The sequence below is a fragment of the Tardiphaga sp. GW821-FHT12E02 genome (assembly GCF_058807155.1).
On sequence record NZ_JBXAQK010000001.1, the window covers coordinates 3,002,758 to 3,028,217 of the forward strand.

Annotated in this window: 20 protein-coding genes and 1 pseudogene; 7 read left to right on the forward strand and 14 right to left on the reverse strand. The window is 56.2% G+C overall.

Annotation, left to right across the window (positions count from 1 at the left end):
* Positions 1-66: 66 nt before the first annotated feature.
* The 9 genes and pseudogenes from AC1RQ5_RS14050 to AC1RQ5_RS14090 form a co-directional block, all read right to left on the reverse strand.
* Positions 67-498: pseudogene (locus tag AC1RQ5_RS14050) on the reverse strand (TniQ family protein); the annotation flags it as partial.
* Complete coding sequence (locus tag AC1RQ5_RS14055; protein WP_493199698.1) at positions 495-1,577, reverse strand: ATP-binding protein; 1,083 nt, start codon at positions 1,575-1,577, stop codon at positions 495-497. The pseudogene AC1RQ5_RS14050 and the gene AC1RQ5_RS14055, both read right to left, overlap by 4 nt.
* A gap of 5 nt (positions 1,578-1,582) precedes the next feature.
* Positions 1,583-3,790: a TnsB C-terminal domain-containing protein gene (locus AC1RQ5_RS14060; protein ID WP_493199699.1), complete on the reverse strand. Its 2,208-nt coding sequence runs from the start codon at positions 3,788-3,790 to the stop codon at positions 1,583-1,585.
* Entirely contained in the window at positions 3,787-4,377 is a 591-nt protein-coding gene (locus tag AC1RQ5_RS14065; protein WP_493199701.1) for a hypothetical protein, read from the reverse strand. The genes AC1RQ5_RS14060 and AC1RQ5_RS14065 overlap by 4 nt, the downstream gene beginning before the upstream one ends.
* A gap of 943 nt (positions 4,378-5,320) precedes the next feature.
* A complete protein-coding gene (locus AC1RQ5_RS14070) occupies positions 5,321-5,539 on the reverse strand; it encodes a hypothetical protein (protein ID WP_493199702.1) in 219 nt (72 codons plus the stop codon).
* A 403-nt stretch (positions 5,540-5,942) separates the two neighbouring features.
* Positions 5,943-6,434, reverse strand: a complete 492-nt coding sequence (locus tag AC1RQ5_RS14075; protein ID WP_493199704.1) for a hypothetical protein — start codon at positions 6,432-6,434, stop codon at positions 5,943-5,945.
* A 388-nt stretch (positions 6,435-6,822) separates the two neighbouring features.
* Positions 6,823-8,760, reverse strand: a complete 1,938-nt coding sequence (locus AC1RQ5_RS14080; RefSeq protein ID WP_493199706.1) for an AAA family ATPase — start codon at positions 8,758-8,760, stop codon at positions 6,823-6,825.
* Between the two features lie 36 nt (positions 8,761-8,796).
* On the reverse strand, positions 8,797-9,135 hold the full coding sequence (locus AC1RQ5_RS14085) for a DUF6634 family protein (RefSeq protein ID WP_493199707.1): 339 nt from the start codon (positions 9,133-9,135) through the stop codon (positions 8,797-8,799).
* A 68-nt stretch (positions 9,136-9,203) separates the two neighbouring features.
* Complete coding sequence (locus tag AC1RQ5_RS14090; RefSeq protein WP_493199709.1) at positions 9,204-9,842, reverse strand: hypothetical protein; 639 nt, start codon at positions 9,840-9,842, stop codon at positions 9,204-9,206.
* Between the two features lie 713 nt (positions 9,843-10,555).
* Here AC1RQ5_RS14090 and AC1RQ5_RS14095 point away from each other — a divergent pair.
* Positions 10,556-11,125, forward strand: coding sequence for a PIN domain-containing protein (locus AC1RQ5_RS14095; protein ID WP_493199711.1), 570 nt, complete (start codon positions 10,556-10,558; stop codon positions 11,123-11,125).
* Positions 11,126-11,218: 93 nt separating this feature from the next.
* On the opposite strand, the gene AC1RQ5_RS14100 is transcribed toward AC1RQ5_RS14095, so the two are convergent.
* A complete protein-coding gene (locus tag AC1RQ5_RS14100; protein WP_493199712.1) occupies positions 11,219-12,028 on the reverse strand; it encodes a metallophosphoesterase in 810 nt (269 codons plus the stop codon).
* Between the two features lie 858 nt (positions 12,029-12,886).
* Between AC1RQ5_RS14100 and AC1RQ5_RS14105 the strand changes: the two genes are divergently transcribed.
* The 4 genes from AC1RQ5_RS14105 to AC1RQ5_RS14120 all read left to right on the forward strand — a co-directional run bounded on the left by AC1RQ5_RS14105 (position 12,887) and on the right by AC1RQ5_RS14120 (position 19,896).
* Positions 12,887-13,219 carry a ribbon-helix-helix domain-containing protein gene (locus tag AC1RQ5_RS14105; protein ID WP_493199714.1) on the forward strand — a complete coding sequence of 111 codons (333 nt, stop codon included), beginning with the start codon at positions 12,887-12,889 and terminating at the stop codon, positions 13,217-13,219.
* 716 nt (positions 13,220-13,935) lie between these two features.
* Entirely contained in the window at positions 13,936-16,359 is a 2,424-nt protein-coding gene (locus tag AC1RQ5_RS14110; RefSeq protein ID WP_493199716.1) for a tellurite resistance TerB family protein, read from the forward strand.
* The gene (locus AC1RQ5_RS14115; RefSeq protein ID WP_493199718.1) at positions 16,356-17,681 is read left to right on the forward strand and encodes an ATP-binding protein; all 1,326 of its coding nucleotides are present in this window, start codon (positions 16,356-16,358) and stop codon (positions 17,679-17,681) included. Before AC1RQ5_RS14110 ends, AC1RQ5_RS14115 begins: the two co-directional genes overlap by 4 nt.
* Positions 17,650-19,896, forward strand: a complete 2,247-nt coding sequence (locus AC1RQ5_RS14120; protein WP_493199719.1) for a DEAD/DEAH box helicase — start codon at positions 17,650-17,652, stop codon at positions 19,894-19,896. Before AC1RQ5_RS14115 ends, AC1RQ5_RS14120 begins: the two co-directional genes overlap by 32 nt.
* A gap of 134 nt (positions 19,897-20,030) precedes the next feature.
* On the opposite strand, the gene AC1RQ5_RS14125 is transcribed toward AC1RQ5_RS14120, so the two are convergent.
* The gene (locus AC1RQ5_RS14125) at positions 20,031-20,684 is read right to left on the reverse strand and encodes a DedA family protein (protein ID WP_493199721.1); all 654 of its coding nucleotides are present in this window, start codon (positions 20,682-20,684) and stop codon (positions 20,031-20,033) included.
* A 2-nt stretch (positions 20,685-20,686) separates the two neighbouring features.
* Positions 20,687-21,316, reverse strand: a complete 630-nt coding sequence (locus AC1RQ5_RS14130; protein WP_493203425.1) for a class I SAM-dependent methyltransferase — start codon at positions 21,314-21,316, stop codon at positions 20,687-20,689.
* Between the two features lie 228 nt (positions 21,317-21,544).
* Here AC1RQ5_RS14130 and AC1RQ5_RS14135 point away from each other — a divergent pair, with 228 nt between their 5' ends.
* Together AC1RQ5_RS14135 and AC1RQ5_RS14140 are read left to right on the forward strand one after the other, a co-directional pair.
* Positions 21,545-22,219, forward strand: coding sequence for a response regulator transcription factor (locus AC1RQ5_RS14135; protein WP_493199723.1), 675 nt, complete (start codon positions 21,545-21,547; stop codon positions 22,217-22,219).
* A 38-nt stretch (positions 22,220-22,257) separates the two neighbouring features.
* Complete coding sequence (locus tag AC1RQ5_RS14140) at positions 22,258-23,619, forward strand: sensor histidine kinase (protein ID WP_493199725.1); 1,362 nt, start codon at positions 22,258-22,260, stop codon at positions 23,617-23,619.
* A gap of 74 nt (positions 23,620-23,693) precedes the next feature.
* Here the strand turns inward: AC1RQ5_RS14140 and AC1RQ5_RS14145 are convergent, their stop codons facing one another.
* Together AC1RQ5_RS14145 and AC1RQ5_RS14150 are read right to left on the reverse strand one after the other, a co-directional pair.
* Complete coding sequence (locus tag AC1RQ5_RS14145; RefSeq protein WP_493199727.1) at positions 23,694-24,758, reverse strand: ATP-binding protein; 1,065 nt, start codon at positions 24,756-24,758, stop codon at positions 23,694-23,696.
* Entirely contained in the window at positions 24,755-25,444 is a 690-nt protein-coding gene (locus AC1RQ5_RS14150) for a response regulator (protein WP_493199729.1), read from the reverse strand. Before AC1RQ5_RS14150 ends, AC1RQ5_RS14145 begins: the two co-directional genes overlap by 4 nt.
* Positions 25,445-25,460 lie beyond the last annotated feature (16 nt).

Here is a 25,460-nt window from a genome sequence, read left to right on the forward strand (position 1 = left end):
ATACTGCGCGAAATCTCCGCTTGTCGGCCACTCTGCCTCACGAGCCGAGGACACGAGCCGGACGTGATGAACGGGGCATGTCTCGATTGTCCGAACAAGCCACCAAGTCCTTCCGTAAGTCCTTAATTCCGCAGGACCCGTCCCTTTTTTCAAGTCCTCTCTTACGCAACAGGGACAGTGACGGAATCCTTCGTATGCGATGTCCGTCTGTCGCATCTTCTCGTTTGCAATCGATGCCCACCGCTTATCGATCCGGTTTACGGCAGATCCCGTGATTTCCTGAACCGAGATCGTCGTCAATTCGGAAATACGGTCGATGTTTAAGGAGCCAGATGTGTGAATCGAGCGACTCGAATAGGTGATTGCAGTGTTTAGCAAACCCATATGCCCACAGAATGTGTAAAGGTATCGCACACCATTCTGCGCAGCGAGGCTGGAGATAAGGCTGGCGGCAGTTTGATCGGGGCGAAGGGGTGTCCTGAAATTGAGAGCTGTCACTTTCCGGACTTCTCTCGCGTTCGCCCTGTTCTCTGATGAGCGAAAACGTGTTGCATTCGCTTTAGGGCATTTGCTGGATTGATGCTGGTCCAGTTTTTTTCGGTGAAGATGTTCTCGGTCGGCTTGCAGCCGGAGACGGATGAATAGGCCTTTGCAAAATGATGCGGTTCGACTGTCGCCTTGTCACACGAATCCGCGGTGTGACGCAGGACGCGGATGACCGTGGTCCTAGTGAATTCGATGCAGGTACCAAAGGCGCCATCCATCGCGTGGACCAGGCGCGCGACGAATTCCTCCTTAAGAACGTCTTCGTCGGCATTCAGTTTAGCGTCGACCTCGATGATCTGCTTGACGATCCTGGCGATCACTCGAACGCTTGTAACGCGCTCGAATTCCATAATTTTGCTTCGGGTCTTGATTTGCTGATTGTTCTCACGGAACTTCGACAGCGCCGGAACACCGGAAAAGATCACATGCAACGGCCAGTTCGGGATCTGCAATAGACTCTTAATCGTATCCGAGACCTTCTCAATGGTGGCATGATTGTTCGATGCCATTGCGTGCTGCATTTCATCGATATGCAGAAAGAGAACCTTCCGGAATGCGAGTTGCTCTTTGAGAAGCTCCCAGGCCTCACCTTCCTCGAGTTTCTTGATGATCGGATAGCCGATCGCCCTCAAGAGCTCGATTGCCAGCACCTTGAGGGTCATGGAACCGGGAGCTTCGAGTGTCACTAATGGATGAATGATCTTTCCCGCACTGTCTTCGTAGGGAGAGAATTCCTTGTGAGACGCAATTTTGCGCTGGATGGCTGTCGTTTTTCCAGAACCTGACTCCCCAACAACAAACAGCGCTCGACGCTTGTCGGCGACGCCGTTCATCGCGGCCGAGGCATTGTCGATCAGGTCCTGGATGTAGGAGTCCAGCTCGTCGTCGCGGGAAGAGCCGATATACTTACTGTTGAGGATACCCACTTGATCGGAGAGGGACACGCGTTTCGCGGGCATCTGACTGCGTAGGTGCGTCAGAGCTTCGTTCAGGGACTTCGAGTTCTTTCGAGCAAGATCGTTCGGTTGCATGTGTGTCAGTCCTCGAAACGCAAATCATCGACATCGCCCAGCTGGCTGTCGTTGTGAATGACAACATCATCGTCGGGGTCAATTTCACCCATGTCGTCCGTTGGATCCGGTTCGAGCTCTTCGTCGTCCGTTTTAAATACATACGGTACGATCGAGTGGGTGTCAGAAGGAGGTACGTCGGCGACGAAGAGCGGGGCCAAAGTCGGGGGAGCCTTCATGTCGTCGACGAACTGAATGTTCCGAAACAGCCGACGTTCCTCTGCAGCAATTGTCGGACCATCGGGCGGCGGCGTTCCGAATTCGGATCGCGCATAGGCGGCCTCGCCGCTTTCCCGGAGCTCATCAATTACCCTGTACATGACGCTGGTTCCGGGACGCGCATTTTCAGTATGGACAAACGCAAGTCGTTTCGCCGAAGCCATCCATTCCCAGATGCTAACGTCAGGCGCGACTTTTTCGGCGCAATCTACCGTCAGCCAGCCTCCGTCATCGAGAGCGACCGCGATTTTTGAAATATCGAATCGGTTCACGCGAATATTGACAGTCTTGACCGACATGCCAACTCGAAGGTTCTGCAGCGCTGTACTCTGATAGTGAAGGCCAAGGAATAGAATTCCTTTACCACCGATGACGCGATTTAAGTTCACGCCGAACACACGGCGACGCTCCTCTTCGTCAGGGGGGCTTTCAACGCCGAACTTCCTCGATAGGCGAAGCCATGCGTTGTAGGGCGTTTCGTAACCGAGGCCGCCGTGTTGACGCTGATGATAGATGTCGACGACCGCGCGGACGAACAAGCGATTGAGTTCGTCAACGCAGATGCAAGCATTTTCCTCGGCGTCATACTCGCCCTTCTGGATGAAATTCGAGAATGTACGACCTTCGAACCATTGCAGGAATTGCACACTCATCGTCTTGAACACTGTTTCGATGAAAGGACGCAGCGGTGCTTCGCCAGCCGGTGGGTTCCAGTATGCGATCCGAAGGTCGGCTGCGGCGGTACGGAAGGCCAGACTCCGGAACCCGCTTCCGTTATCCGTGACGAGTTCTTCGATAAATCCGCTTCCGACCCAGGGAAGGGCAGCATCCGCCGTCCTAGCGAGCAGATTCTTGTCGATCATCGCCATTTCAAGCGCAGCTAGGGCAGACTGACCGTTCGGGGCCCTATCGCTGAACTTCATGGCAAGAATGACGCGTGAGGCACAGTCAATTGCCACAGTGAGCCAAAGCCTGGAGCGCTTCACGACCGCCTGTTCCTTTCGGGTAAGCTTTTCCCAGACCTGGAGATGCGCGAGGATGGTCTGCAGGTCGATCTTCCACTCATCCATTTCGACGCGCTCCATTGGGCGCTCGACCTCCAATCCCCGGTAGGTGATGCGAAACTTTTCCCGTGCGGCCTCGATACCCTCGCGGCGGCTCACGACAAAGAAGGGATCTAGCCTGTCAATCATCTTTTCGAAGTATTTGCGCTTGGGCACGGTCAGCAGAGGTAGGCCCTCGAGGCTACGTTTCGCATTGCGTTTTTCCAATTGCCCTTTTAGCGAAGCGAGCAGGCCTGCCTTGGTTGGCACCGAACGAGATGCGTACATCGCAGCAAATTCGCTCCAGAATTGGATATCGTGAGGGGCAAACTTGCTGGGTCGCAAGCGGCCGGTCTTCTTTCGGGCAAGAGCGATCGCCCGATATCCATTGTCGATGTACTTCCTAAGCAAGCGCCTGAAAGTGCGTGGCGCAGGCGGGGCGAATTCGTGGAGCGTGGCCCCTGAACGTTTCGGCGTCTGAGCAGACTTAACCCGCTTTCCGATCTCAGGAATAACCCATTCGAGTGACGTCAGAGAGAGAGAAACGCCTTCTTCGCCGTCGGCCTTCATCCGGATGAATTCGTCCAGATAGCTCGCGTAAAATAGCGCCAGACGGGCTTTCTCTTCAGGCAGGTTGCTCAAGGTTGCTTCTGCCCATTCGCCGCGGGTGCGCGCAGCATCGGGGCCGAAATATCCCCTCTCAACCTTGAGCAATTTCTTGCTGTAATATTCGTAAAGAAGCTCGTGCGTGAATGGCTCACATCGCTCAGGTGGCTTCACGGTTACCAGCTCGTGGTGATGCTGATGACTGCTCAACAACTGATAATGCGTGCCGGCGATGGTGATCCGGTCGAGGCGACTGAACTTGAAAATCTGCGGCTCGGCCTTCAGTTGGGGTGCTAGTTCGTTCATGCATATGCCTCGTGCAAAGCAGCGTGGTTGACCCACATTTTGGTTCGATCGTTCACTCGTTCTCGTTCGACCGGGAGCAGGATGCCCAAATCGATCATTCCCCACATCGCCATTCGGCGATAAGCTTCCATCGGAGCCTTGCGGACGAGATCGCCAAAGTAGACGGCGCCCCTGATCGATCTCAGTTCTTTGACTGCGGCGTTCATCTCGTCTTCGTCACGATGAAGCCGAGAGCGGAGGACCTGCTTCGCGTTGACGACGTCGTCGTTGGTGAAGTCGCGTTCCGTGATGATTGCCATGCCATCGGCGAATTCACGGTGAGCGCGCTGTTTGCGGATGAGCGCGATCACATTGGGCAGGTTGCCGAGGCGAGCGTGCGGCCGCGCGTCAATGGCAAAGCGTTTCCCGTCCTTGTGCGTCACATGCCAGTCAAAGGTGTGCGTGTGAACCTCTCCATGCTGATCGACATACTCGACAGCGGGCCACTGATCGCGCAGTTCAACGACGTTGCGATCAGCCTCAAGGCAACATCCAACGCCGCCCTCCAACCAACTCTCATTGACGAGTTCACGATTCTCGTTCGCCAAGTAGCGGACTCCCCGGAACGACGACCGCTTAGAGGCGCGCGGAGGGCGACGGGTACCGGTCGAGGCCTGCGGCGGATACCATTCGCTGGAAGTGTCGCATTTCGGTTTGCCATCGGTATGGAGCATCCCCCGTCGGAGCCTTCGACGAGGCGACCAGAGCGTTGATGCGACGGAGGAAAAAACGTCGTGTGTTCAGGAATGGAGTAGTCGTCCTGGCGTCCCAAGCGCCTATCGATCAAGAAGTCCATAATGATCTTTGCCTTGCGCATATTGCGTCCTTCTCGTTTCAACCGGAAACATCAAAGGACGGACGACAGGTGGCTCATGCCACCGGTCAATCAAACCGATAGCGTAAGTCAGATCTGGCGGCCGTCCGATGCGGCTATGCGGTTCACGAAGGACATTGCGGAGACTTCCCGTTTTAGATTCTTGGTAGCGCGCATCCGTACAACCCAACTCCTTCGGGGCGATGAAGGAGTTGGGTAAATACGTAGTGAAATCACGCTCGCCGTGACGCCTCCCGCGCCGAGTGAGCAAGGGTCATCGCAGAATTATCGGACGTATCCTCGTTGCATGACGAGAAGCGGAGACGCGATTTGAATTTCTCAAGAACGGACGGCGCCTCCATGAGGGCGCGGATGGCCTCAAGCATAGCGAGACGTTGTTCATCAGGGATGTCGCAAGTCCGGTACGTCGAAGGTGCGCGTTGTGCTCCGCTCAAGGACAACTTGCGGAGACGCGCAATGCGTGGACCGGTGTGGGGCAAGGAATCTTTCATTGTGAACTCCACGCGCAGCTTGAGTATCTCGGGAAGCATGTCCCGATACGCACGATTACAAGTTTCGCTCGACCTTGCGATCGAAAGGCCCGTTGAAGATCGCGGATCTGACTGCGACGTCAACGAGCTATGAAGTCGATGTGAGTCATGGGATAGCCGAACACGTCATTTCTCCATTGCCGACCGCTGGATGCGTCGGTTGATGTCGTTCCGGAAGACGATCTTCTGGAACGTGGCGAGTGAACGAGCGCCGCCGTGGCGCCGAACGATCAGGCCGATATCGAGGAGAAAACCTTGAGGGCGAGGGTGTTGTCGGAGGAAGCGAGAGCGATAGTCATCTAAGTCTGCCTCCTCTGTCTCGATCACGGTGGTGATCGGTTGCACTCATGTTCGCGGGAGCGAACGTGGCCGAACAAGTCGTGCGGCAGGTATTTTTGTATTCAACTTGCCCTTCGGAGTCGATCAGTTCGGTCGACGATGGTTAATTTTGATTAGTGCGAGGCGTGGCAACTTGAGGAGAAATTGGACGATGTAGATTGATCCCATTGGCTGCGTCTCCAGCGAGCTTGTCGCCGATGGAAATGTGTCCTTTCATTGAGATACAGAACCAGAAGAGGGCAGTCGGATGTCGGAGCGTAGTGTTAACGGGAATGAATCAAACAAAAGCCGTGCGATGAAGCGTTTTCTCGAAGCAGCCCGTTGCGTGGAAATCCAGGAAGGCAAGCTCGGACCGCAGGCGGCGAGCTTGCTACAGTCACTTGTCGCGGAAAGCCGGAGGCGCGCACATTTAATTCCGGCTTCGGGAAATTCTGTCGAGCCGCACTCGTAACTGCTCGATTAGCATCGAGTAAATGCCAGGACTGCAAAGGAAGACTTGTACTCGGTCGTCCATATCGGCGGTTTGTGTTGTGATCAGCGTTGACGCAGGAATGATCGTATCATCCATGCCGAAGTTGAATTTGTTCTTGAATTCGTGCCTGTCGAACGACCCTAGATCGTTGTCGGAAATGTTCGGCATGAACGCTTCAAAAGCACGAAGCATTTCTCGATGGTCTTCGCCGTCTTGATTGATGTTCCAATTGCTGGGGTCGTCCAATTCGGTCTTCTGCAGGAATAAAGATCCGTCTTTGACGAAATGAATGGCGTTCTCGAATGTTAAAATCAGGCGTTGCGTTATGCCGACATCGTTCGCCAGCTTTATCACGATCAAGCCGCCCAACTCGAGCGTGATGATCATGGAGAAGGAGTGAAAGGGAAAAGCGGGGATAGGCTTCGGCATTTGCTCGGTTTCTCTGCGTTCTGCTGAAGGGAGCGAAATGTATGCTGTTCACATCTCTGTCAATCTGATCGCTTCGACTAAGTTGAGTTGATGAGGAAAATCATAAATCGCTCGTCGTCTGAATACTCGCAAATTTAGCGAATCCCTCGAGAATTAGAGCCTGACAGATATTGCCAGCAGTGTTGAAAGTGAGCATCGAAAAGAGCAGGATCGTTTCAACACGAGCGGCGTCATAAATACGCCCAAGGTCAAAATCTCGCAGGCCGACGTGGAGATGCGCCGGATTTTGCACGCATCGAACGTTTCGCGGTCTTCGAGAAGTCTAGCCAGAACCTCGAGGCCGCGCTTGTTCTGCGTGATCAAGCCTATGGATCTACTTAGAGGCTCGTCACGGCAAGAGCATATCCGCAAGCCCCGCCTTGTTTTCGGTGAGGACGTTTTCGATGTCGGCGGCGTCGAGATGGCGCCTATCTGCGAGCAGCGAAGCCATCGCAAGCAAGCGATCCTTTCTCTCCAGAAGGATTACTTTGGCGCGTTCGAGGCATTCGTGCAGGATGGCATCGACGCGGCGGCTCAATTCGGCATCGCTGCGAAGGTGCCCGAGGATTTGTTCGGGTGTTGCGAAGCCGAGCCAGACGAGACGACCATCGAGACCGTAAGTGACGAGGAGCCCAGCGGCGAGCACGGTGGCGCGGTGGAGATCGCATCCCGCCGATCCTCCGCCGGACGCGCCGTGGGTTCCGAGCAGCACGTTCTCGGCCGCGATTCCCGCCAGTGCCGTTGCGATCGATGCCTCGTAGGTTTGGCGCGTGCGATCCGTTCCGCGCTGATGGTCGAATGTGGTGCTGCCGGATTCGCCTCCTGACGGATCCACGTCGCGGCTTACCTTGACCTCGATGGGCGTGGCGCCAGCCTCGTCGCGCAGCACGAAGCCGACGATGGCGTGTCCGGCCTCGTGAATGCATGTGCGCTTGAATGCGGCATCGTTGAGCCGAACGCGCGGAGGCAGTGAGATTGAAAGGTCTGACGGCTCGATCTCGCGATTTGCGCTGCGTGCGCGGCGGCGGGCATCGCGGACGACCTGTTCGATTACCGCGCCGGAGGCGCCATCGAGGCGGTTTGCGACGCCGGCGAGGTCGAAGCCTGGCATGGCATCGCCGAGGTGGTGACGCAGGATGCCGATCCTGGCCTCGGCGTCGGGAAGTTCGACGCGCAGGTGGCGTCCCATGCGGCCGGGACGAAGCAGGGCTGGGTCGATGCGTTCCGGAAGGTTTGTTGCGCCGATGACGACGACACCGGCGCGTTTGCCGACGCCGTCGAGGCATTCCAGCAGTCCGTTGACGACCTCGGAGCAGTAGTGTTCGTTTTGGGCGCTGAAGCTGCCGCGGCTTCCGAATGAATCAACTTCGTCGAGGAAGAGAATGCAGGGCGCGGCTGCTGCGGCTTTGTCGAAAGCCCTGCGCATTGCGTTGAGGAGGTCTCCGAGGTGTCCCTTGGCCTGCCACTGCATGAGGGAATGGGCGTGGAGGGGCACGTCGCATGATGCGGCGAGCACCTGGGCGAAGAGGGTTTTCCCGGTGCCAGTGGGTCCGCTGATGACAGCGCCGCGATCGACGTCCTGCCATTCGATCTCGCCGTTTTTGTAGGCTTTCAGATCGCCCATGAGGGCCTTGGCCCATACGGCGACTTCTCCGTATCCGGAGAGGTCGTGGATGGTCGGCAAGGTGGGGCCGGGCTTCGTTTTGTTTTGCGGCCGCGTGAGTGTCCGGATCACGTCCTGCAGTCGGCGTTTGCGTTTGATAACGCCGCTGATCATTCCGTTCGGCAGGTGCAAGGCCGCGTCGATGATATCGGGGGGCGCATTGATGTTCATGATGGCACGGAACGCAACCTTGATCGCAGCGGCGTCGAGTTCCTTGAGCGTGACGATGTGATCGGCAAGGGTGCGGAAATCCTCGGGGAAGTGTTTTTCATTGGAAGCGAATCCGAAGAAGAGATCGCTTTTGATGATTTCGGCGGTGCCGCCAGGGGCATTGCCGTCACGACGTCTGCCGATGCTGCCATCGTAGAAGTCGTGATAGGCGTCCCTGCTGGGGGTGAGTTCGCGCAGCAGGTCCATTGCTGCATTGCGAAGCCAGCTTTTGGCGATCGATGGCGGAAAGACGAAGCCGATCGTCGCAGTCGCGCCTTTCAGGACGTGATGCATTCCGGCCCGACGCAGTGCGCGCACGATGGCGCGACGTGCGATGAGGGTGCCCGCGTCGTTTTGGATTGCCTGGCGCTTGGGATATTTGCGCCGCCGCGTTTTCGAATTGGTTCGCATCATGGTGTGATCCGTTCGCAATCTTTTTGGAAGTTGAATTCAGTAGTTGCGGAAGTGCGGGTCTTCGTTGGGGCTTGCGAGCGCGTAGACGCGCGAGAGCGTGCGCGCGTATCCAAATTCGCGTGAGATAAGCCAGAGACCGGACGTGCGGTTGAGCCGACCGTCCGTGATGTCGGGATGTCCGCTGACGGTGCCGTACAGACACATCTCCGGTCGATAGCCGAACTGCCAATCATTGAGTACGGGCGCGTGTTCGAGGATGTGTTCGCTCGGGTGCTTTCCCTCGCTCGCGCGTTCGAGATCGTCGGCGAGGCTGCGGAGGCGATCGATCATGTCCTTGATGTTTCCGGCGGGCGGCGTGCGTTCGAACTGGTACATTGCGTGTCTCATCGTTCGCGTGATCGTTTTCGATCACGGCGTGGTGGAATTAACGAGCGTTGGAGGGATCAGCCGCGGAAGCGGCTGACTATAGTGTCCGGTCCAAGAATAGCTTCGTCGATATCGACTTCGACGAAACGGCGCAGTGCCAGTGCGGCGATGGCGCCAACGGGATCGCGGTTGTTCGGAAAAACGGACATGCACAGCGCGAGCGGTGCCGAGCCGTGCTCGTCGAGGAATGCGAGAAGACGGATGCGATCTCCGAGCGGGACCTGATAGTTTGCGTAGCGAAGCAAGTCGCGCGCATTGAAGAAGCGCACATCATCCTTGAACGATGCCTCCTGCATCGCTTCATAGTCGTGACCAAGCTTGCGCGAGGCATCGGCCGCCCACTTCGGCGGTTGCGGTCCGGTGAAAGGCACGACGTCGATCACGGTCGTTCCGGAACGCCGTTCGATCAGGAAATCGGGGATGTGGATGCGCCTGCTGCGATCGAGGACGATGGGCATACAGGTCCATGCGATGACGGAGGCATCAAGGTCGAACAGGCAGGCGGCGTTGCGTGCGGCTTCGGTGCGAAAGAGGGCATCGCTGCGGCAGCGGACGGTGCCGCGTGGTGCGAACGCATTGAGGAGAGCAGACTGTTTTGCATGCGAGAGCACGCGCGCGTGGATCGTACCGCGATTGGCGGAGACATCGATGAGCATGGGGCGACCTCATACCGACACGGCGTCGGCGCAGGCGTCACAGGAAATGTGGAGTGACTGCTTGGAGGTCAGCGTATTAGGAACTGCGCCCCAGCGCCCTTGGACGCGGCGTTTGGCGCGGAAATGCTGATGTCTGACAGCGTGCTCATGGCGAGAACGAATAGAGAACGACTGGGGCCGAGTCAACAAGAATGTTGATTGCGATTTTAGAGGCTGGAATTTGCGGCAGCCAACTAAATACAGGGACGTCGGGCTTTTCGATCGGCAACGCGCGACCGCGAAGTCTGCCTATCGGAGCTACTCGGATTCTTCGCGAAAGTTGGGTCGCTTGAGCAGGGCGGCCAAGCTTTTCTCAGCATCTTCGTCCGTCTGGTCGAGGGTAAGGACGATGTCGGCCAAATTCGGCATACGTACGCGTTGCGGGCCACTGGACAGGACAGCGGCAAACAAGCCACGCGGATCGGCAGCCGCTTCGGCCTCAGTCCAAACGTTTGACCGATCTTCTCTCAAGCAACGAGCCTCTCGAATCCCTCAAGATTACCGCGCTCAGAGGTGCAGTGGAAGGATTCAATCTATCGGAAATTCCGATGGCAAAGCGGAGTCTCATGGAGGGCGGCTATTTCGCAGTCTGGCTGAACCCGAGAAGGGATTGTTAACCATCCGGTAAGCCGGGGGCGACGATGGTAGTGGGGCACCTGATTCGGCGCCACGCAATGACACTGTATCTCCTCGATACGAATGTGCTGTCCAACCTCTCGAAACCGAGGCCATCGCCTTCGGTGCTGGATTGGTGCAACCGCCTGCAGCCGCGCGCATGGTGTATTGCCCAGTGCACCATCATCGAGATCAGGCGCGGCATCAAGTTCCTCAGAATAAGGGGCGAGCGGCAACGGGCTGATGATCTGCACGAATGGTTCGAGAGCATCCTCGCAATGAGACCACGGATCATAGCGCCCGCTGACAACATCATCGATGTTTACACGGATCTGTCTCTTGTCCCCGAACTACAGCATATATTAGCGCCCAGCCCAGGTAAGTATCCGGCCAAAGTCGGCCGTGATCTCGAGATCGCAGCGACCGCAATATCAATGAATGCTGTGGTGGCGACGATCAATGTTGCTGACTTCATGATGATCAATGCGCACATCCGGCTGCCGGGACTCTTTAACCCGGACACAAAGGAATGGCATGTTCGTCCGAAGCGAAAGGACTTCGAATTGAAGAATGACGAGGGTCATTGGGATCGTCATCGAAGACTGAGCCACAAGACAATCAAAGCTTGATCACGGTTGGGGCCGATCGGTCGCAAGCAACCAACGCGGAAGACTGATCTTTGATGCGTTCTAATGAGTAGGAAATCCAGTATTGATCGATGATTAGCGCAAAGCGGCAAGTTGGGCTGCTGCGGTTCGGGATTGAACAGCTTCATCGACCGCCGTTCCGAAGCCACGATCAAGACGGATCGGCTCAATCGCTGCAACGCTACCATTGGGACCGGTCGAGAAGAATTCGATCTGATTTCTTTCTGTTTCAATAACGGCCATCGAAAGGACGCCCGTGACCCAGGCATCCGTGTCGAGCGAGATGCGGTTCTCGGTGACGACTGGTCGGGGCGGCTCCTGCTTTGAGTGTCCGTGCACCACTACGTGTGATAGCGGTCCAATGAGATCCGTGAACTTTGACCGCACTTGAAGGAGGACGTTCCTTTCCTGTCTGTCGAGCGGAACTTCCGGATCTATCCCCGCATGGACGAAGACGTAGCCGCCAACGGTGAGAATTGTCGGCGCTTCGCGAAGGACGCTCAGCAGTTCCGGAAAACGCTTGCCAATCTCGGCGATCTCTTCAGGCCAGTAGTGGGTGCCTTCGCCCAGATACGAAGTGACGGTCTTCAAGCCCCCGAAGTCCGTGAACCATCTGTCGAGGTATCTCTGGGTGGTCATCGCATCGAGGAAAAGCTGATCGTGATTGCCCAGGAGCAGGCGGCTTTGAGGCCAGCGCCTTAGCGTATCGCATACGATCTCCATCGCTTCGCGGCTGTCAGGCCCTCGATCAACTATGTCACCCAGGAAAAATACACGTGGGTCTATATCTTTTGATTGAGCATGCTTCTCGACGAAGTTGAGAAGCGATTGCAGTAGATCCGCGCGACCGTGGACGTCACCGATCGCGTAAACAATTGATGTCATTCACTCAGCCTTCCTTGATGCGACAAAAGGAAAGGCAGTAGATCCACCACTTCTCGTTCTGACGAGCCGAGAGAGCCAAAGAGATCGGAAGATATCGCTTATGTCTCACGTCGTATTTGAATGAATTCAGAGAAATGATGCGGTTCCGGCGGCAACATTTTCAGTTTGATCGACATGCAGCATGGTCGCGATGGTCAATGACTACGTGGCAGAGATTAGGTGAGCACGGCTTGAGATTGTCGCTTCCTACTGGGGGGCGGATGGGACAACGGTTCCAGAGATCCAAAATCAGGCCGTCAACTTGTTAATAAGGCAAGACTTTTTCGACCGATTTGTCCGTGCCGCAAGGTCGCTGGTCTGCGACGGCAGATCGTGACAGGTCGCCTAGACATTTCGGAAGCGCGGTCGCTTGCACGCGATAATGTCGCGCATGGCCGCGTTGTGGAGCGGAATTTCTTTGATCTCGAACGCCAGGATACTTAATGTCGAGCGAGGGGATTGCTATCGATCTCAATGCGAATTCGGCTAGTGTCATCACGTTCCGAAAACGTGCATTCGCCTGGCTCAGAATCTCGAGTTAGGCAGAACTTTTTGCCCGATGCTGTAGAGCGCCGCCCAGGCTCCCCATCGTGAAGCATCTCAAATTCGCATCATCTGAGATCAAACTGGCCGACAGTGACGTATCCTTGATGCAATGAGTGTCGACATTCACGCAATCTCAACAGTTTCTCCATCGAGAGCTGACGATCGTCGCGTAGTTAGTCCGGCGAATTCGACCAACTATTGTAGCGAGCAGTTGTGCCGTTCCTGAAGGCGCCGATAGAGTCCATAGGCGCGCGAGAGACAGAACACCTAGCAATGGCCGTCGATCATCCCGTTGTTAGGGAAGTGTCTCTGAGGAGAATCAGGGCGATAAGGGTGGATGGTCGGACGATAAGCCTGTCAATTGAGCCGGACTTCTGGCTCGCCCTGGGCGACATTGCTCGGGATATGGGCGTAAGACGACCTAAGCTAGTCCAGCAGATTGCTGTGCAGGATGAGGCAAGTAATTTGTCATCGTTGGTACGTGTCTTCATTGTCGAGTATTACATGAAGCGATTTCATACGGTATGCGAGGCGCATCGCTCATTGGATCCGGGACAATCCCAAGGCGGCGAAGCAATCGAAGATTGCGCCGATGGAGCAAAATGATAGATGGCGAAAGCACCGCCGAAACCGCCGTACACGCTATGGAAGTTCGGCGAGCCGTCGAACAGTTATCCCCCGGTGCGCTTCTGTCATGCGTTGACGGAAGAATGGCTCATCTCAACTGTCAAGATGATTGACGGGTAGATCGACAAGGTTGCGATGGCTGGGCGCCATGAAGGGTGTAGGCCCTAGAGACAGCCGGATCATTGGGGTCGCGCTGCCTGCCGTGCTAGGTCGATGTGTCAGGTAAAGTGTGGCTATCTAAGTATCTGATTTTTATTGATTTTTTGCGTGATGTGGCTGTGCAAGCTCAATTGCGCTAAATCCAGCGGCAGAGCAGCGATACGTTCAGGGCTAACGCCCCAAGCAGCGCGAATGCCAGCGCTATATGCAGTCCGTTGCAGCGGACCTGTTTGCCCATCGTCATCATGGCTCGAAAGATCGAACGATTCTGCCGGTTGAGTCTCGTACGTTATTTCCGGCTGGCTTCAGGAAACTTTTACTTTTTGGCCTGCCAGGGGTGCATCCGGCTTAGGATTCTTTCCTAATCCGGATTTGACTGGAATTCCCATTTCGGACCGAACCTGAGACTAATAGCCCTACGATTGCACTTGCCCCCGACCACCCCCCATGTGACTTTCTCGGGAATAAATTAAGCGGCAACGCGGCCATATACGATCGGCACAGGGATTGTGCGGGAGATCATAGCCGCGGACGAAATGAGACTACGGCTGATGGGGCGGCGAAGGAGTGGATCTGCTGCGGGAACGGCAATCCTGATCGTATTGGGACTGATTTTCGTCGCTCTCAACGCGGCGTATCAATTCGTTCTCGAAAACCTGGCCACGATCAAGGTCTTTTGTACGGTTGTCGGGGCGCTCCTTCTCTTGGCTTATCTGTTCTCGAAGTTAAGCGGCCGAAAGGAGCAGGCGGGCGATTTCAAAACGGCCCGAGCGACGCAACAGGTCAGCGCAGAGATTCCGGCGCAACGACTTGCGAGGGTGACCCGCGGTCATCCCCAACACTCAACTCAAACATACTTGCGTCATCCAACCGCCAGATGGGTCGAGCCCTCGGAAAATGTTGCTGTCCAAGGCATAGCAGTCGCGGGCGGGCTGTTTTACCTCGGCGAGAAGTTGCTTTTCGATGGCGAAGAGATCGACAGTTACGTCGTTAATCCCGAGCTATCCGCGCGGTCCTCGAAGCCGGACGTTATTGGCGCTTCGATGTCCTACTGGCCGTCATACGAGGACATGGATCCCGCGGCTCGGAGGGCGTTCCTCAATTGGATGGCGACAGGCCGCTCGGATTCAGCTTACGGAATAGGTCACGTCTTTCTCTTCTTTTACGGTCTCGAGCACCGCCTCTTCGTCGAGGGTGATAGGGCGAGCGCGCATATCCTGATGGCTGAGGTTGAGCGGCTTCTGTCCGTTTATGGTGCGCAAGATTCCTTTCAGAGGTATGCTCAGTGCTTTCTTGAAACTGCTGCATGTGCGATCGGACAATTTCCCGCCATTCCCGATCTCTCGCCGGAGCGCAATTTTTCACCTGAAATCGGCCTCGCAACGCGCATCCATCTGGGGCGCCGCCTCGCGCAATCCAGTATCTTGTTGTCAGAGGATGCGTTGCTTTGGATACTGTCTCTGCCCGACGTCTATCTTCGGACACCTGCAGTCAGGTGTTTCAACGAATTCGTTTTGCTATGGCATCTCCGCTTCCTCCAGCGTTTCCCGGAGGGACTGAAGGTCGAGACGTCCGGCAATATCGACCTGACTTACAGTGCAGCAAGCGGGGCGTTTGATGTGGAGGTCTCCGGACCTTTCCGAGAGCTTCCTGATATATCGAAGGCCACTATTTCTCTCGAACCATTGAGGCAGCTCGTGCAGGAATGTACTGATGAACTCGATGGCTTCAGTCGACTCGTGGGGCGACGTCCAGAAGCGAAGCTGGCGGCACATGCAGCGCTGTTGCTGCCGGGTGATTTGATCGCAGCGCACGGATTCGAGCCGCTCCAGGTACTCCGTGACAAATTGTTGAGCCTCATGGGGGGCCAAAATCGGGCAAGCACCAAGATGCGTAGCTTGCTCGAGTTCGCAAATTTTGAAATCGACGATTCCGGAAAGGTCGCACCCGGTATCGCAGACCAATTAGGACAACTGCTAGATCGTCTGGATATCGCGGTCGAACCTGATCGCCGCTACGGGGGCGGAGTATCTCAACTCGATGATCAGGTCTTTCTGTTTGCGGCGACGGGAGGTGGTGCCGTCGATCCGGAACGTCCTCCGTATCGGGCGATGAAAGCTCAGGTCGAGGTTGCAGTGCTTGCTGCGGCGGCCGATGGCGAATCATCGAGCGAGGAAATGCAGCGCGTCATCCTCGGAATAAGAGATGGCGCAGATCTGAGCGGAGTGGAGCGAGCTCGTCTCATCGCGTTTGCCGTTATCATCTTCAACAGTCCGCCCAGACAGGCTCGTGTTCTAAAGAGATTGGCCGAGCGAAGTGATGCCGAGCGGGAGGCAATCGCCGACGCCGCGATCGCGGTTGTCGGTAGCGGTGAGGCGGTTCAGCCCGGAGAGGTGAAGTTCCTCGAAAAGCTCCATAAAGCCTTAGGCCTGCCAAGGGAACGCGTGTATTCGGGGCTTCATCGGGCGGCCAGTCAGATCGACGAGCCGGTCTCGATTTCTGCCGAACACCGTGAGACCGGCATCCCAATTCCAAGAGAGGCGGTCGTACCTCTGGAGAGCGGTGGGATCGGGATCAAGATCGATATCGATAAGCTCGCTCGAACTCAGAGGGAAACGGCCGCGGTTTCCGAATTGCTGGCAAACATATTCGAGGAAGAAACGCCTCCTGCACCAATCAATAGTCCTGTCGTATCTGCCGCAGAGAAACCCGCGCTGTTGGGGCTCGATAATTCTCACGCTGAGCTGGTTGAACTTCTGGAGATCAGGGGATGTCTCCCGAGATCGGAATTCGACGAACGCGCGCGTGCCATCAAGCTTCTTCCGGAAGGCGCCTTGGAACGGATAAATGACTGGGCGTTCGATCACTTCGACGAACCGTTGCTGGAAGACGGGGAAGAGATCTCGATAATGCCGCACCTGCGGGGACGGCTCACGGAACTGAGAGAGTTGACGCAATGAGCAAGGCAGCAAAGACCATTAAGCCGAAGGAACGCGATACCATTATCCAGGCCCTGAGCGCTGGCGTCGTTCCGCGTCTCGGTCTCGCCCACATTCAGGTCGGCCGCGCTTCCGAGATTGGCGCTCTATTACGCGATATCGACCGTGTTGCGGAAGGCGGTGCTTCCGTCAAGTTCGTGATCGGTGAATACGGGGCAGGCAAAACGTTCTTTGCAAATCTCGTCCGTCTCATCGCTCTCGAGAGAAAATGCGTAACGGTCCACGCCGATCTGGCGCCTGATCGGCGAATACATGCGAGCGGCGGGCAGGCGAGGGCTCTGTATTCCGAGGCTGTCCGCAATATGTCAACTCGCACGAAACCCGACGGCGGGGCATTGTCGGCTGTCGTCGAGCGGCTGGTGACCGAAACCGTGAAAGAGGCAGGAGCGCGACAGCTCTCGGTCGAAGCCGTTATCGACGAGAAGCTCGCTCCAATTCAGGAATTCGTCGGCGGGTATGACTTCGCCACGGTTCTCAAGGCGTACTGGCGTGGAAGCGAAAATGCGAACGAAGAACTGAAGTCCGCTGCCCTGCGATGGCTACGTGCAGAATACTCCACCAAGACCGAGGCGAGTAAGGCTCTCGGTGTACGCACAATCATCGATGACGGGAATGTCTACGACTCTTTGAAAGCGCTCGCATGCCTCACCAAGGTCGCAGGATATGCAGGTCTTGTCGTGATGTTCGACGAGATGGTCAACATTTACAAGCTCCAAAACTCCCAAGCGCGCAATCAGAACTTCGAGCAAATTCTTCGGATCGTGAACGACGCTTTACAAGGGAATACGTCGCATATCGGCTTCGTCATGTGCGGCACCCCGGATTTTCTGCTGGACACCAGGCGAGGGCTTTTCAGCTACGAGGCTTTGCAGTCCCGGTTAGCGGAGAACCGATTTGCGTCCGGTGGCCTGGTTGATTTCTCGGGACCGGTTCTCAGGTTGCAGAATCTGACACCGGAGGACATGTATGTCCTTCTAACGAACGTGCGGGCTGTATTTGCCAGCGGTGATCCGGCCAACCATCTGGTACCGGATGAGGCGTTGACAGCCTTCATGCAGCATTGCGATCAGCGGATCGGGGAGAGTTATTTCCGGACGCCAAGGAACACGGTAAAGGCCTTTGTTCAGATGCTGTCGGTCATGGAGCAGAATGCCAGGGCCGACTGGCAGCAGATGCTTGGTCAGGTCGAGGTATCGACTGATCCCCATGCAAGTGACGACGACATGACCGCCCCGCAAACCGGAGACGGCGATGACCTCACAAGCCTCCGCATCGGGACTTGAAGGAGCATACGATCGGTTGCACCCGAAGATCCGTCGTTGGATCCGCGATCAAGGTTGGGACGAGCTCCGCGAGATTCAGGCGCGTACCATCTTGTCGGTGCTGGATGGCGACCGAGACATTGTAATCGCGGCCACAACCGCCGCCGGTAAGACAGAAGCGGCGTTTCTTCCAATCCTGACGTCAGTCGCGGACCGGAAGGTGCAGGGTTTCTCAGTCCTCTACATCAGCCCGCTCAAAGCGCTGATCAACGATCAGTTCCGGCGCCTTGAGCAGCTTTGCGAGACCATGAAGATTCCGGTTGTCAAATGGCACGGGGATGCGTCTCAGGCTGACAAAAAGCGCTCGATAGCGAACCCGGAAGGGATTGCGCTGATAACGCCTGAGTCCATCGAGGCAATGTTGGTCCGGCGCCCGGCCGATGCGATGCGTCTGCTCTCCACGGCCTCATTCATCGTAATCGACGAATTGCATGCGTTTCTACAAGGACCAAGGGGGCTGCACGTCGCAAGTCTGCTTGGTCGGATCGACGCTATGGCAGAACGTTCAGCACGCCGTGTAGGCTTGTCCGCTACGATCGGTGACCTTCACCAGGCGGCTGCGTGGTTGCGTCCCGCTAACCCGATTAGCGTCGAAATACTTGAAGCGAAGAGCGACGCTCCGGAATTGCGGCTCCAGGTCAGAGGGTATGTCGAGCCCCCCGATCTTGCTGATCCCGATCACGCGGAAGGCAGCGCGACGGAGAATGAGGAAGTGTCCGGAAGGATTGCGCTCGATGACATCTGCGACCACATGTTCAAAACTCTACGGGGAGAGAACAACCTCGTATTCGGAGGTTCGCGCCGTACTGTGGAATCCGCTGCTGATCGTCTTCGACGGCGTTCGGAGAAGCTGAACGTTCCGAACGAGTTCTATCCCCATCACGGCAGTCTTTCGAAGGTTCTCCGCGAAGACTTGGAACTACGTCTTAAGGACGGCGATCAGCCGACTACTGCTGTATGTACATCGACTCTGGAGCTTGGCGTAGATATCGGGTCAGTGAAATCGGTTGCACAGATCGGCGCTCCGCGTGCTTTGGCTTCGTTGCGCCAACGTCTGGGACGAACGGGGCGGCGTCGCGGTACGCCGTCGGTCTTGCGCATCTATCTGCGAGAGCCCGAAATCACTCAAAAGTCCGGAATACTGGATCGACTGAGACCTAATACGATCCGGTCGGTGGCGGTTGTCCGGTTGTTGCTGCAAGGATTTGTCGAGGAAGCCGGAGCGTCCAGAGAGGTCGCTTCCACTCTGGTTCACCAGATACTGTCCGTGATTGCTGAGAGAGGCGGTATACGACCGAAACCACTGTTCGATCTTCTCTGCGGCCCAGGTCCCTTCTCGACGATCGGCACATCCGACTTCGCCACACTGTTACGGCACCTTGCCGCGAAGGAGGTGATGTTCCTAGAGCAGGCTTCTGACGGGACGCTGATGCTTGCCAGAGAAGGTGAAAAGGTCGTGCAGTCTAGGAATTTCTTTGCTGTTTTTGAATCCGGAGAGGAGTGGCGGTTAACGGTCGGAGGGCGGACGCTCGGCACGCTTCCGATCACACATCCCGTTCATAAGGACGCCCTGGTGGTTTTCGCCGGGCAACGTTGGATCGTTCAGGATGTGGAAGATAAGACCATGACCCTTGTCGTTGCGCCGCATCCGGGCGGCGTCGTGCCGCGTTTCGAGCCATCTGATGGCGAACCAGCCCACGACAGACTGATCTCTGAAATGCGAGCTGTCTATCTTGCCTCGGATGTGCCTCCCTATCTGGACGCCAAGGCGCGTGAGCTTCTTGAAGAAGGCAGGACCATGTTCCGTAAATTGGATCTCGGCGAGCGGGGCTTGCTCGCCGAAGACCGCAATATGCATGTCTTCCTTTGGAGAGGCACCGAAATGTGTGCGGTCCTGAGCGCGGCGCTTGCTATGGCTGGGTTGAAGTCCGGAGTTCATCACCTTGGTGTTTCGGTGTCCGACATCAGGGATGGCGAGCTTCGCCCTATCTTGAGCAAATTATCCCGGATGGACGCAATTGACCCTGCCGACGTTGCTGAATTCGTATCCAACGTGAAATTCGGAAAATTCCGGGAGCAGGTGCCTGATGACCTTGCTCGATCGCTCTGGGCACGGAGGCACACAAAAGCAATAGGTCTCCTGGGGGGCGCGGTGACCGATATCTTCGCGAGCTAGTCAGCGTTCACGCAAGGCGACCTGTTGGATCGAAATCGACAGGAGTTGATGGAGGTATGTCGCGCGCGGAGTGTCGTCATCCTTCATCGAGTCAGGACGGACGACACTTAGATCTTCCATGCGTCTCCCAGCCGCTATCTAGTAGAATTTGTAGGCATCGCCTTCGATATGCTGCTTCTGGATGCCCGGTCTTTCTTTCTCCGGGAGTATTGGCGGGCAATCGCCAGAACCATGAGTTCTGTCGCGATCAGTGCGATTGATATCCTGAAACCGAGCTGGAGCGGGTCGTATGCTGTCTCGTGCAAGGCATACCCAAGGATCAGAAATGGTGCGTTCCAGATCGCGATGCCAATTCCGGCAGCCGTAGCGAACGTGCGAGCCGGAAGCGCAAAAACGCCAGCGGGAAGTGCCAGATAAATTCTGGCAACGGGCACGACTTGGCCGAATAGTGTGACGAAGAAGCGGTTTCGTCTGTAGGCGGCTGCGAGATGATCGTATGTTCCAAGTTTGAAAAGAACATACTTACCAAAGCGCGCGACTGCGCTTCGTACACGTTTCTCGCCGAGCCAGCGACCGATCCCGTACCAACCGAGGGATGCGGTTAAAGAACCGAGGGACGTTATTGCGATAATGAGTAGCAGGTCTCCACTGTTGGATGCCGTCATTCCTATAAGCATAAGCAGTACGTAAGACGGGACGATGGGAATGAATTTTTCAGCGAATGCAACGCAGAAAAGTCCCAGATAGCCAAAGCTTAAGATCGATGTGACGATGTCTGATGCCTCCATGATCAGGTAGCCGTCGAACCGCGCCTGGACAGCTTGTACACGGAAGCAGGTGGGATGTTCTTGATAGTTCTTCCGACATGCCGAGCTTCGAGGTTCAATTCATCAAGGATATCCTGCGGGACCGAACAGCGTGGTCCATACGTAAACAGGTAGAATGCGCCATCGGGACGAATGAAGCGGAACGCACCTCGGATAATTTCCGCGATCTTCTCTTCCTTTATGTTCAGAAGACCAAGTCCGCAGACCACCGCACCGACTGGCGCTCCATCGAATAAAGAGACCCGGCTCAGCCAACCGGCATCCATCCACAGAACGCGGCTGTTGGGAAAGCGGTTCTGAAGCAGCCGAACAAAATCTGAGCCGTATTCAATCAGTGTCAGATCAATTTCTCTAACGCCGCGTCTTAAGAGCGCACGAGTGAATGAGCCCGTTCCTGATCCAAGCTCAATCACCGGGCCGGTTGATGCTGAGATTTCGCTGGTAATAAGGGATGCTAGCGCGCGACCAGAAGGGGCGACTGCGGCAACGCTTCGAGGATTGCGTATCCATTCCCTAATGAAAGATGCCATATCGGTGATGAGCCCGCCGAGCGTGAGCTCTTGCTTCGCCGATGCAGTCTTGGTGGCCGACATATTCTTTATTGACATTCGTGAAATCCTGATCTCTTCCGAAGCGCCGCGCGGGTGCAGGGCGCGCGAGACGCTTCGAAGGATTCTCAGAGTTTGCTGTCGATTGCCTGTCGCTGAGGTCGATACGAGAAAAAACGATGCGGAATGTCTCGTCGCAGTTTTGCAAGGCTGCCGACAGGAATGTGGGGTAAAAATGTTCGAACGATCGTCCAAATGGTTCGGGTCTGATAAATGCGTGTGTTGTTAGTTGAAGACGAGCCGGAAATGGCCTCGGCATTGATCAGCGTTCTTAGACGTCACGATATGATCGTCGACCACGCTGCAAGGGTCTCAGAAGCGGAAGAGATGGCAGCAAGTACGCTGCACGATGTGCTGATCCTGGATCGGCAACTGCCTGACGGCGACGGTATCTCGTTAATTCCATTGCTTCGCGCGAGGGGAAACCTTGTGCCAGTGATCGTCCTTACTGTGAGCGGAGAGGTTTCTGACCGCGTCGTTGGCCTGGATCATGGTGCGGATGATTACCTGACCAAGCCATTTGCAGTGGAGGAGCTTTTGGCGCGGATCCGCGCGCTCATGCGGCGACCGTCTGGCGTGCAGTCGGAAACGGTACGCATCGGTCGGCTATGCTTTGATACGGCAAACAGGGAGGCGAGCATCGGAGATGAGGCACTCGATCTTACTCGCCGCGAAACGCTTGTGCTCGAGGCACTACTTCGGCGTGTCGGGCGAATGGTGCCTCGTGCTGTTCTGATGGAGGCGGTCTTCGGCTTGGACGATGAAGTGCAGCCGAACGCATTGGAAACGCACATATCGCGCCTCCGACGGAAGCTTATTGATGCGAATTCACATGTGAACATCAATGGTGTGCGCGGTGTCGGCTATCTTCTGCGTGGCGAAACATGATGACCGCTAATTCTAAGTCTCTCAAATGGCGCCTTGTCATGAGGATCGCTGCATCGCAAGGCGCGATATTTTTCGCGATCGTCCTTGGCATGATGGCTACGATCGGAACACTTTGGATGCGTGGCTCGATCGATAGCGGAAATTTCCAGATGAGCACGATCCGTGCTTTGACCGAAGCAATGGCGCGCAGTGACGATGGCCGACTGATTGTCAGGAAAACGCCGGAGATCACACGGCTTCGCGCGGAAATCGATAATTTTTGGTTTCTAGTCAGAGATGACAATGGGTACGAAGTTGCTGAAGGAAACGTGCCGGTCGAGTTACGATCTCTGGCGAGAAGTCAGAATCGCGTCCAGAGCGCGCGCATTTTGAGTGGTACTGAAATGAATGGACCTCCTTTGGCCGTCCTGCAGCGCGTAAGTACCAGCGTTGGTGAATTGGAAATGGTGACGAACGGTCAGGGGAGTGTTCGTTTCGTACAGCTTCTTGAGAGCTTTGGTCCGGCACTGGGCCTGACATCGGGTATTGTCGGGTTGATGACGCTCGCGACATTTCTTGTCACGCCTTTCTCGATCCGACGTGCCTTGTCCAGTGTTCAGCAAGTGGCCGACGAGGCAAGAGAAATTGACATAAATCGGAGCGGTGTGAGATTGACGCTGGATGACGTTCCGACCGAAATCGCCCCATTGGTAACAGCCATCAACGATGCTCTTTCACGTATTGATGTTGGCTACGAGAGCCACAAGCGCTTCCTGGCAGATGCGGCGCACGAATTGCGCACACCCGTGGCGATTCTCACGACCCGCATTTCTGATTTGAATCCAGGTCCTGAGCGAACGCGTCTTCTAGAAGACACGATGAGGCTGACGGTGTTGACGGGTCAGCTTCTTGATTTGCAACGCCTGGACCAAAAGCGAACTCGCTTCGTCCCAGTTGATCTGGTGATGATTGCGGAGCGTGTGGTGCTGGATATTGCTCCACTGGCGTTTGCAGCCGGATACGAGGTGGCGTTCGATTCCGAGGCTCCCCACGTGGTTGTTGTCGGAGACGAGATGTCGCTGGAGCGTGTTTTCACCAATCTGATCCAGAATGCCATCGATCACGGGGGGAGGCGCGGTACGATCATGGTACGCGTAGCGACAGCAGGATGGCTGGAGGTTTGCGATGAGGGAGATGGCATTCCGCCAGATCGACGCAAGCAGATATTCGAACCATTTCATCGCCTCAGGCACGGAGGGCCGGGGACTGGCCTTGGCCTGGATCTTGTTCGACGGATTATGCGTATGCATGGTGGTCGCGCCGAAGTAATCTCGGGGCCATCGGACGGTGCTTGCTTCAGACTTGTCTTTCCGACGACAGGATCAGACCTTCACGAGCGGCGCGGCACAGTTTCGGGCTGATTGTAAGAATATCTGTCTTGATGTCGCCGAACCATAGCCGGTCGCCGAGGCTATCAGCGGGTGAACGGCACTAATCAAGCAGCGAGAGGCAGCGAGATCTCGAATACTGCGCCACCCCGCGAGGACGCGCGGTATGTTGCGCGGCCTCCATGGGCTTCTGCGATCGCGCGCACAACGGACAGGCCGAGGCCGGTTCCTCCGTGCTGCCGAGAACGCGAACGCTCGCCCCGTGCAAATGCGTCAAACGCATGGGACGCAAAGTCAGGCGTCAGACCAGGGCCTTCGTCTTCGACCCGAACAATGGCCTGGGAGCCAGACTTCAGCGCAATTATTTCGATCCGCCCCGGCGTCGCGTAACGTTGGGCGTTCTCCAAGAGGGCGAGCAAAGCCTGACGGATGCGCATTCCGTCTCCCAACACTTGCAGGTCGATAAGCGTCAGGTTCAGGGTGAAACCCGCACTTTGAAGCGAGGGCCCTAGTAAATCTGCGATGTGATTGATGTTCGTCGAGAGTGAGGTGCGTTCGACGCGCAATTCCATCCGTCCACTGTCGGCCATCGTGACAGTCCGGAGATCATCTACAAGGCGGCCGAGCCCCTCAGTCTGAAGTAGCAGGTTCCTCATCAGCGCATCGTCAGCTTTAAAGACACCGTCGGCGATACCCTGGAGACGTCCGCGAAGAATGGTTAAAGGTGTTCGCAATTCGTGTGCGATCGCGGCGTTCCATGCGGTTCGCTCATTCTCCATGTCCTCGAGCTTCTGGGCCATAGCGTTGAAGTCTGCGACCAGATGCGCAGTCTCTCCGAGAGAGATATCGCCTGGAACGGCACGCGCAGTTAGGTCGCCACGAGTGATGCGACGAGCGCTTTCGGTAAGCGAGGTGAGGGGGGCAATGATTCTCCCGGCCAGTTTGAATGCCACTGATACCGCGATCATGACGGTGACCAGCATTAAGCCGACCAACATAATGGCGTCCATGAAAGTGAATGATATTCCGGTGGGATCGACGGCTGCCGGGATGAAACGCAAGGCGAGCCAATAAATGCCATAAGCGCCAAAGAAGACTATGAGAACGGTGCTCACGGCCAATGCAGTCATCGACAGCATAATCTGGCGGCTGAGGCCGCTACGCCAACTCATTGGGTTGACGCCAGGCGGTAGCCGACACCACGAACCCCGGACATCATCCCAGATGCTCCGGAGTGTTCGAGCTTCTTGCGCAAATTGCTGACATGACTATCGACCGTTCTGTCGAGCGCATCGCTGCCCGGCAGGCAGGCGTCGATCAGCTCGCTGCGACTGAAGACCTTCATCGGCGTCCGCGCCATGTGTGCGAGGATTCGGAATTCGGTGAGGGTGACGCCGAGGATGGAAGTCGAACTGTCATGCTCAACTTTTGCCAAATGGCTCTCCAGATCGATCACGAGACGATCAACTCGAAGGATGCCACTTGAGCCCGATTGGCCCGCCCGGCGCAACACGGACTTTGCACGAGCGACAACTTCGACCGGATTGAACGGTTTCACTACGTAGTCATCGGCGCCGGCGCGCAGCCCTTGCAGCCGATCAATATCCTGGTCGAGTGCGGTCACCATGATAACTGGTGTTTCGCCCCGACGGCGTATCTCGGCGAGTACTTCCCAGCCATCGAGGCGAGGCATTGTGACGTCTAACAAGATGAGATCGGGCTTCAAGGCCTGATGCAGTTCGACAGTAGTCCTTCCATCGGTTGCACGAACTGTCCGAAATCCCTCGCGCGATAGATATGCATCGAGGATGTCAGCGATCTCAACTTCGTCTTCCGCGATAAGAGCCAAGGCATTCATTGGTCGCATCATCCAG

Excerpts from the sequence above, each read along its gene's own strand:
- AC1RQ5_RS14055 (WP_493199698.1), bottom strand. The coding sequence starts at position 1,577 with ATGCAACCGAACGATCTTGCTCGAAAGAACTCGAAGTCCCTGAACGAA.
- AC1RQ5_RS14060 (WP_493199699.1), bottom strand. The coding sequence starts at position 3,790 with ATGAACGAACTAGCACCCCAACTGAAGGCCGAGCCGCAGATTTTCAAG.
- AC1RQ5_RS14075 (WP_493199704.1), bottom strand. The coding sequence starts at position 6,434 with ATGCCGAAGCCTATCCCCGCTTTTCCCTTTCACTCCTTCTCCATGATC.
- AC1RQ5_RS14080 (WP_493199706.1), bottom strand. The coding sequence starts at position 8,760 with ATGATGCGAACCAATTCGAAAACGCGGCGGCGCAAATATCCCAAGCGC.
- AC1RQ5_RS14085 (WP_493199707.1), bottom strand. The coding sequence starts at position 9,135 with ATGTACCAGTTCGAACGCACGCCGCCCGCCGGAAACATCAAGGACATG.
- AC1RQ5_RS14090 (WP_493199709.1), bottom strand. The coding sequence starts at position 9,842 with ATGCTCATCGATGTCTCCGCCAATCGCGGTACGATCCACGCGCGCGTG.
- AC1RQ5_RS14095 (WP_493199711.1), top strand. The coding sequence starts at position 10,556 with ATGACACTGTATCTCCTCGATACGAATGTGCTGTCCAACCTCTCGAAA.
- AC1RQ5_RS14100 (WP_493199712.1), bottom strand. The coding sequence starts at position 12,028 with ATGACATCAATTGTTTACGCGATCGGTGACGTCCACGGTCGCGCGGAT.
- AC1RQ5_RS14105 (WP_493199714.1), top strand. The coding sequence starts at position 12,887 with ATGGCCGTCGATCATCCCGTTGTTAGGGAAGTGTCTCTGAGGAGAATC.
- AC1RQ5_RS14110 (WP_493199716.1), top strand. The coding sequence starts at position 13,936 with ATGAGACTACGGCTGATGGGGCGGCGAAGGAGTGGATCTGCTGCGGGA.
- AC1RQ5_RS14115 (WP_493199718.1), top strand. The coding sequence starts at position 16,356 with ATGAGCAAGGCAGCAAAGACCATTAAGCCGAAGGAACGCGATACCATT.
- AC1RQ5_RS14120 (WP_493199719.1), top strand. The coding sequence starts at position 17,650 with ATGACCTCACAAGCCTCCGCATCGGGACTTGAAGGAGCATACGATCGG.
- AC1RQ5_RS14125 (WP_493199721.1), bottom strand. The coding sequence starts at position 20,684 with ATGGAGGCATCAGACATCGTCACATCGATCTTAAGCTTTGGCTATCTG.
- AC1RQ5_RS14130 (WP_493203425.1), bottom strand. The coding sequence starts at position 21,316 with ATGTCGGCCACCAAGACTGCATCGGCGAAGCAAGAGCTCACGCTCGGC.
- AC1RQ5_RS14135 (WP_493199723.1), top strand. The coding sequence starts at position 21,545 with ATGCGTGTGTTGTTAGTTGAAGACGAGCCGGAAATGGCCTCGGCATTG.
- AC1RQ5_RS14140 (WP_493199725.1), top strand. The coding sequence starts at position 22,258 with ATGAGGATCGCTGCATCGCAAGGCGCGATATTTTTCGCGATCGTCCTT.
- AC1RQ5_RS14145 (WP_493199727.1), bottom strand. The coding sequence starts at position 24,758 with ATGAGTTGGCGTAGCGGCCTCAGCCGCCAGATTATGCTGTCGATGACT.
- AC1RQ5_RS14150 (WP_493199729.1), bottom strand. The coding sequence starts at position 25,444 with ATGAATGCCTTGGCTCTTATCGCGGAAGACGAAGTTGAGATCGCTGAC.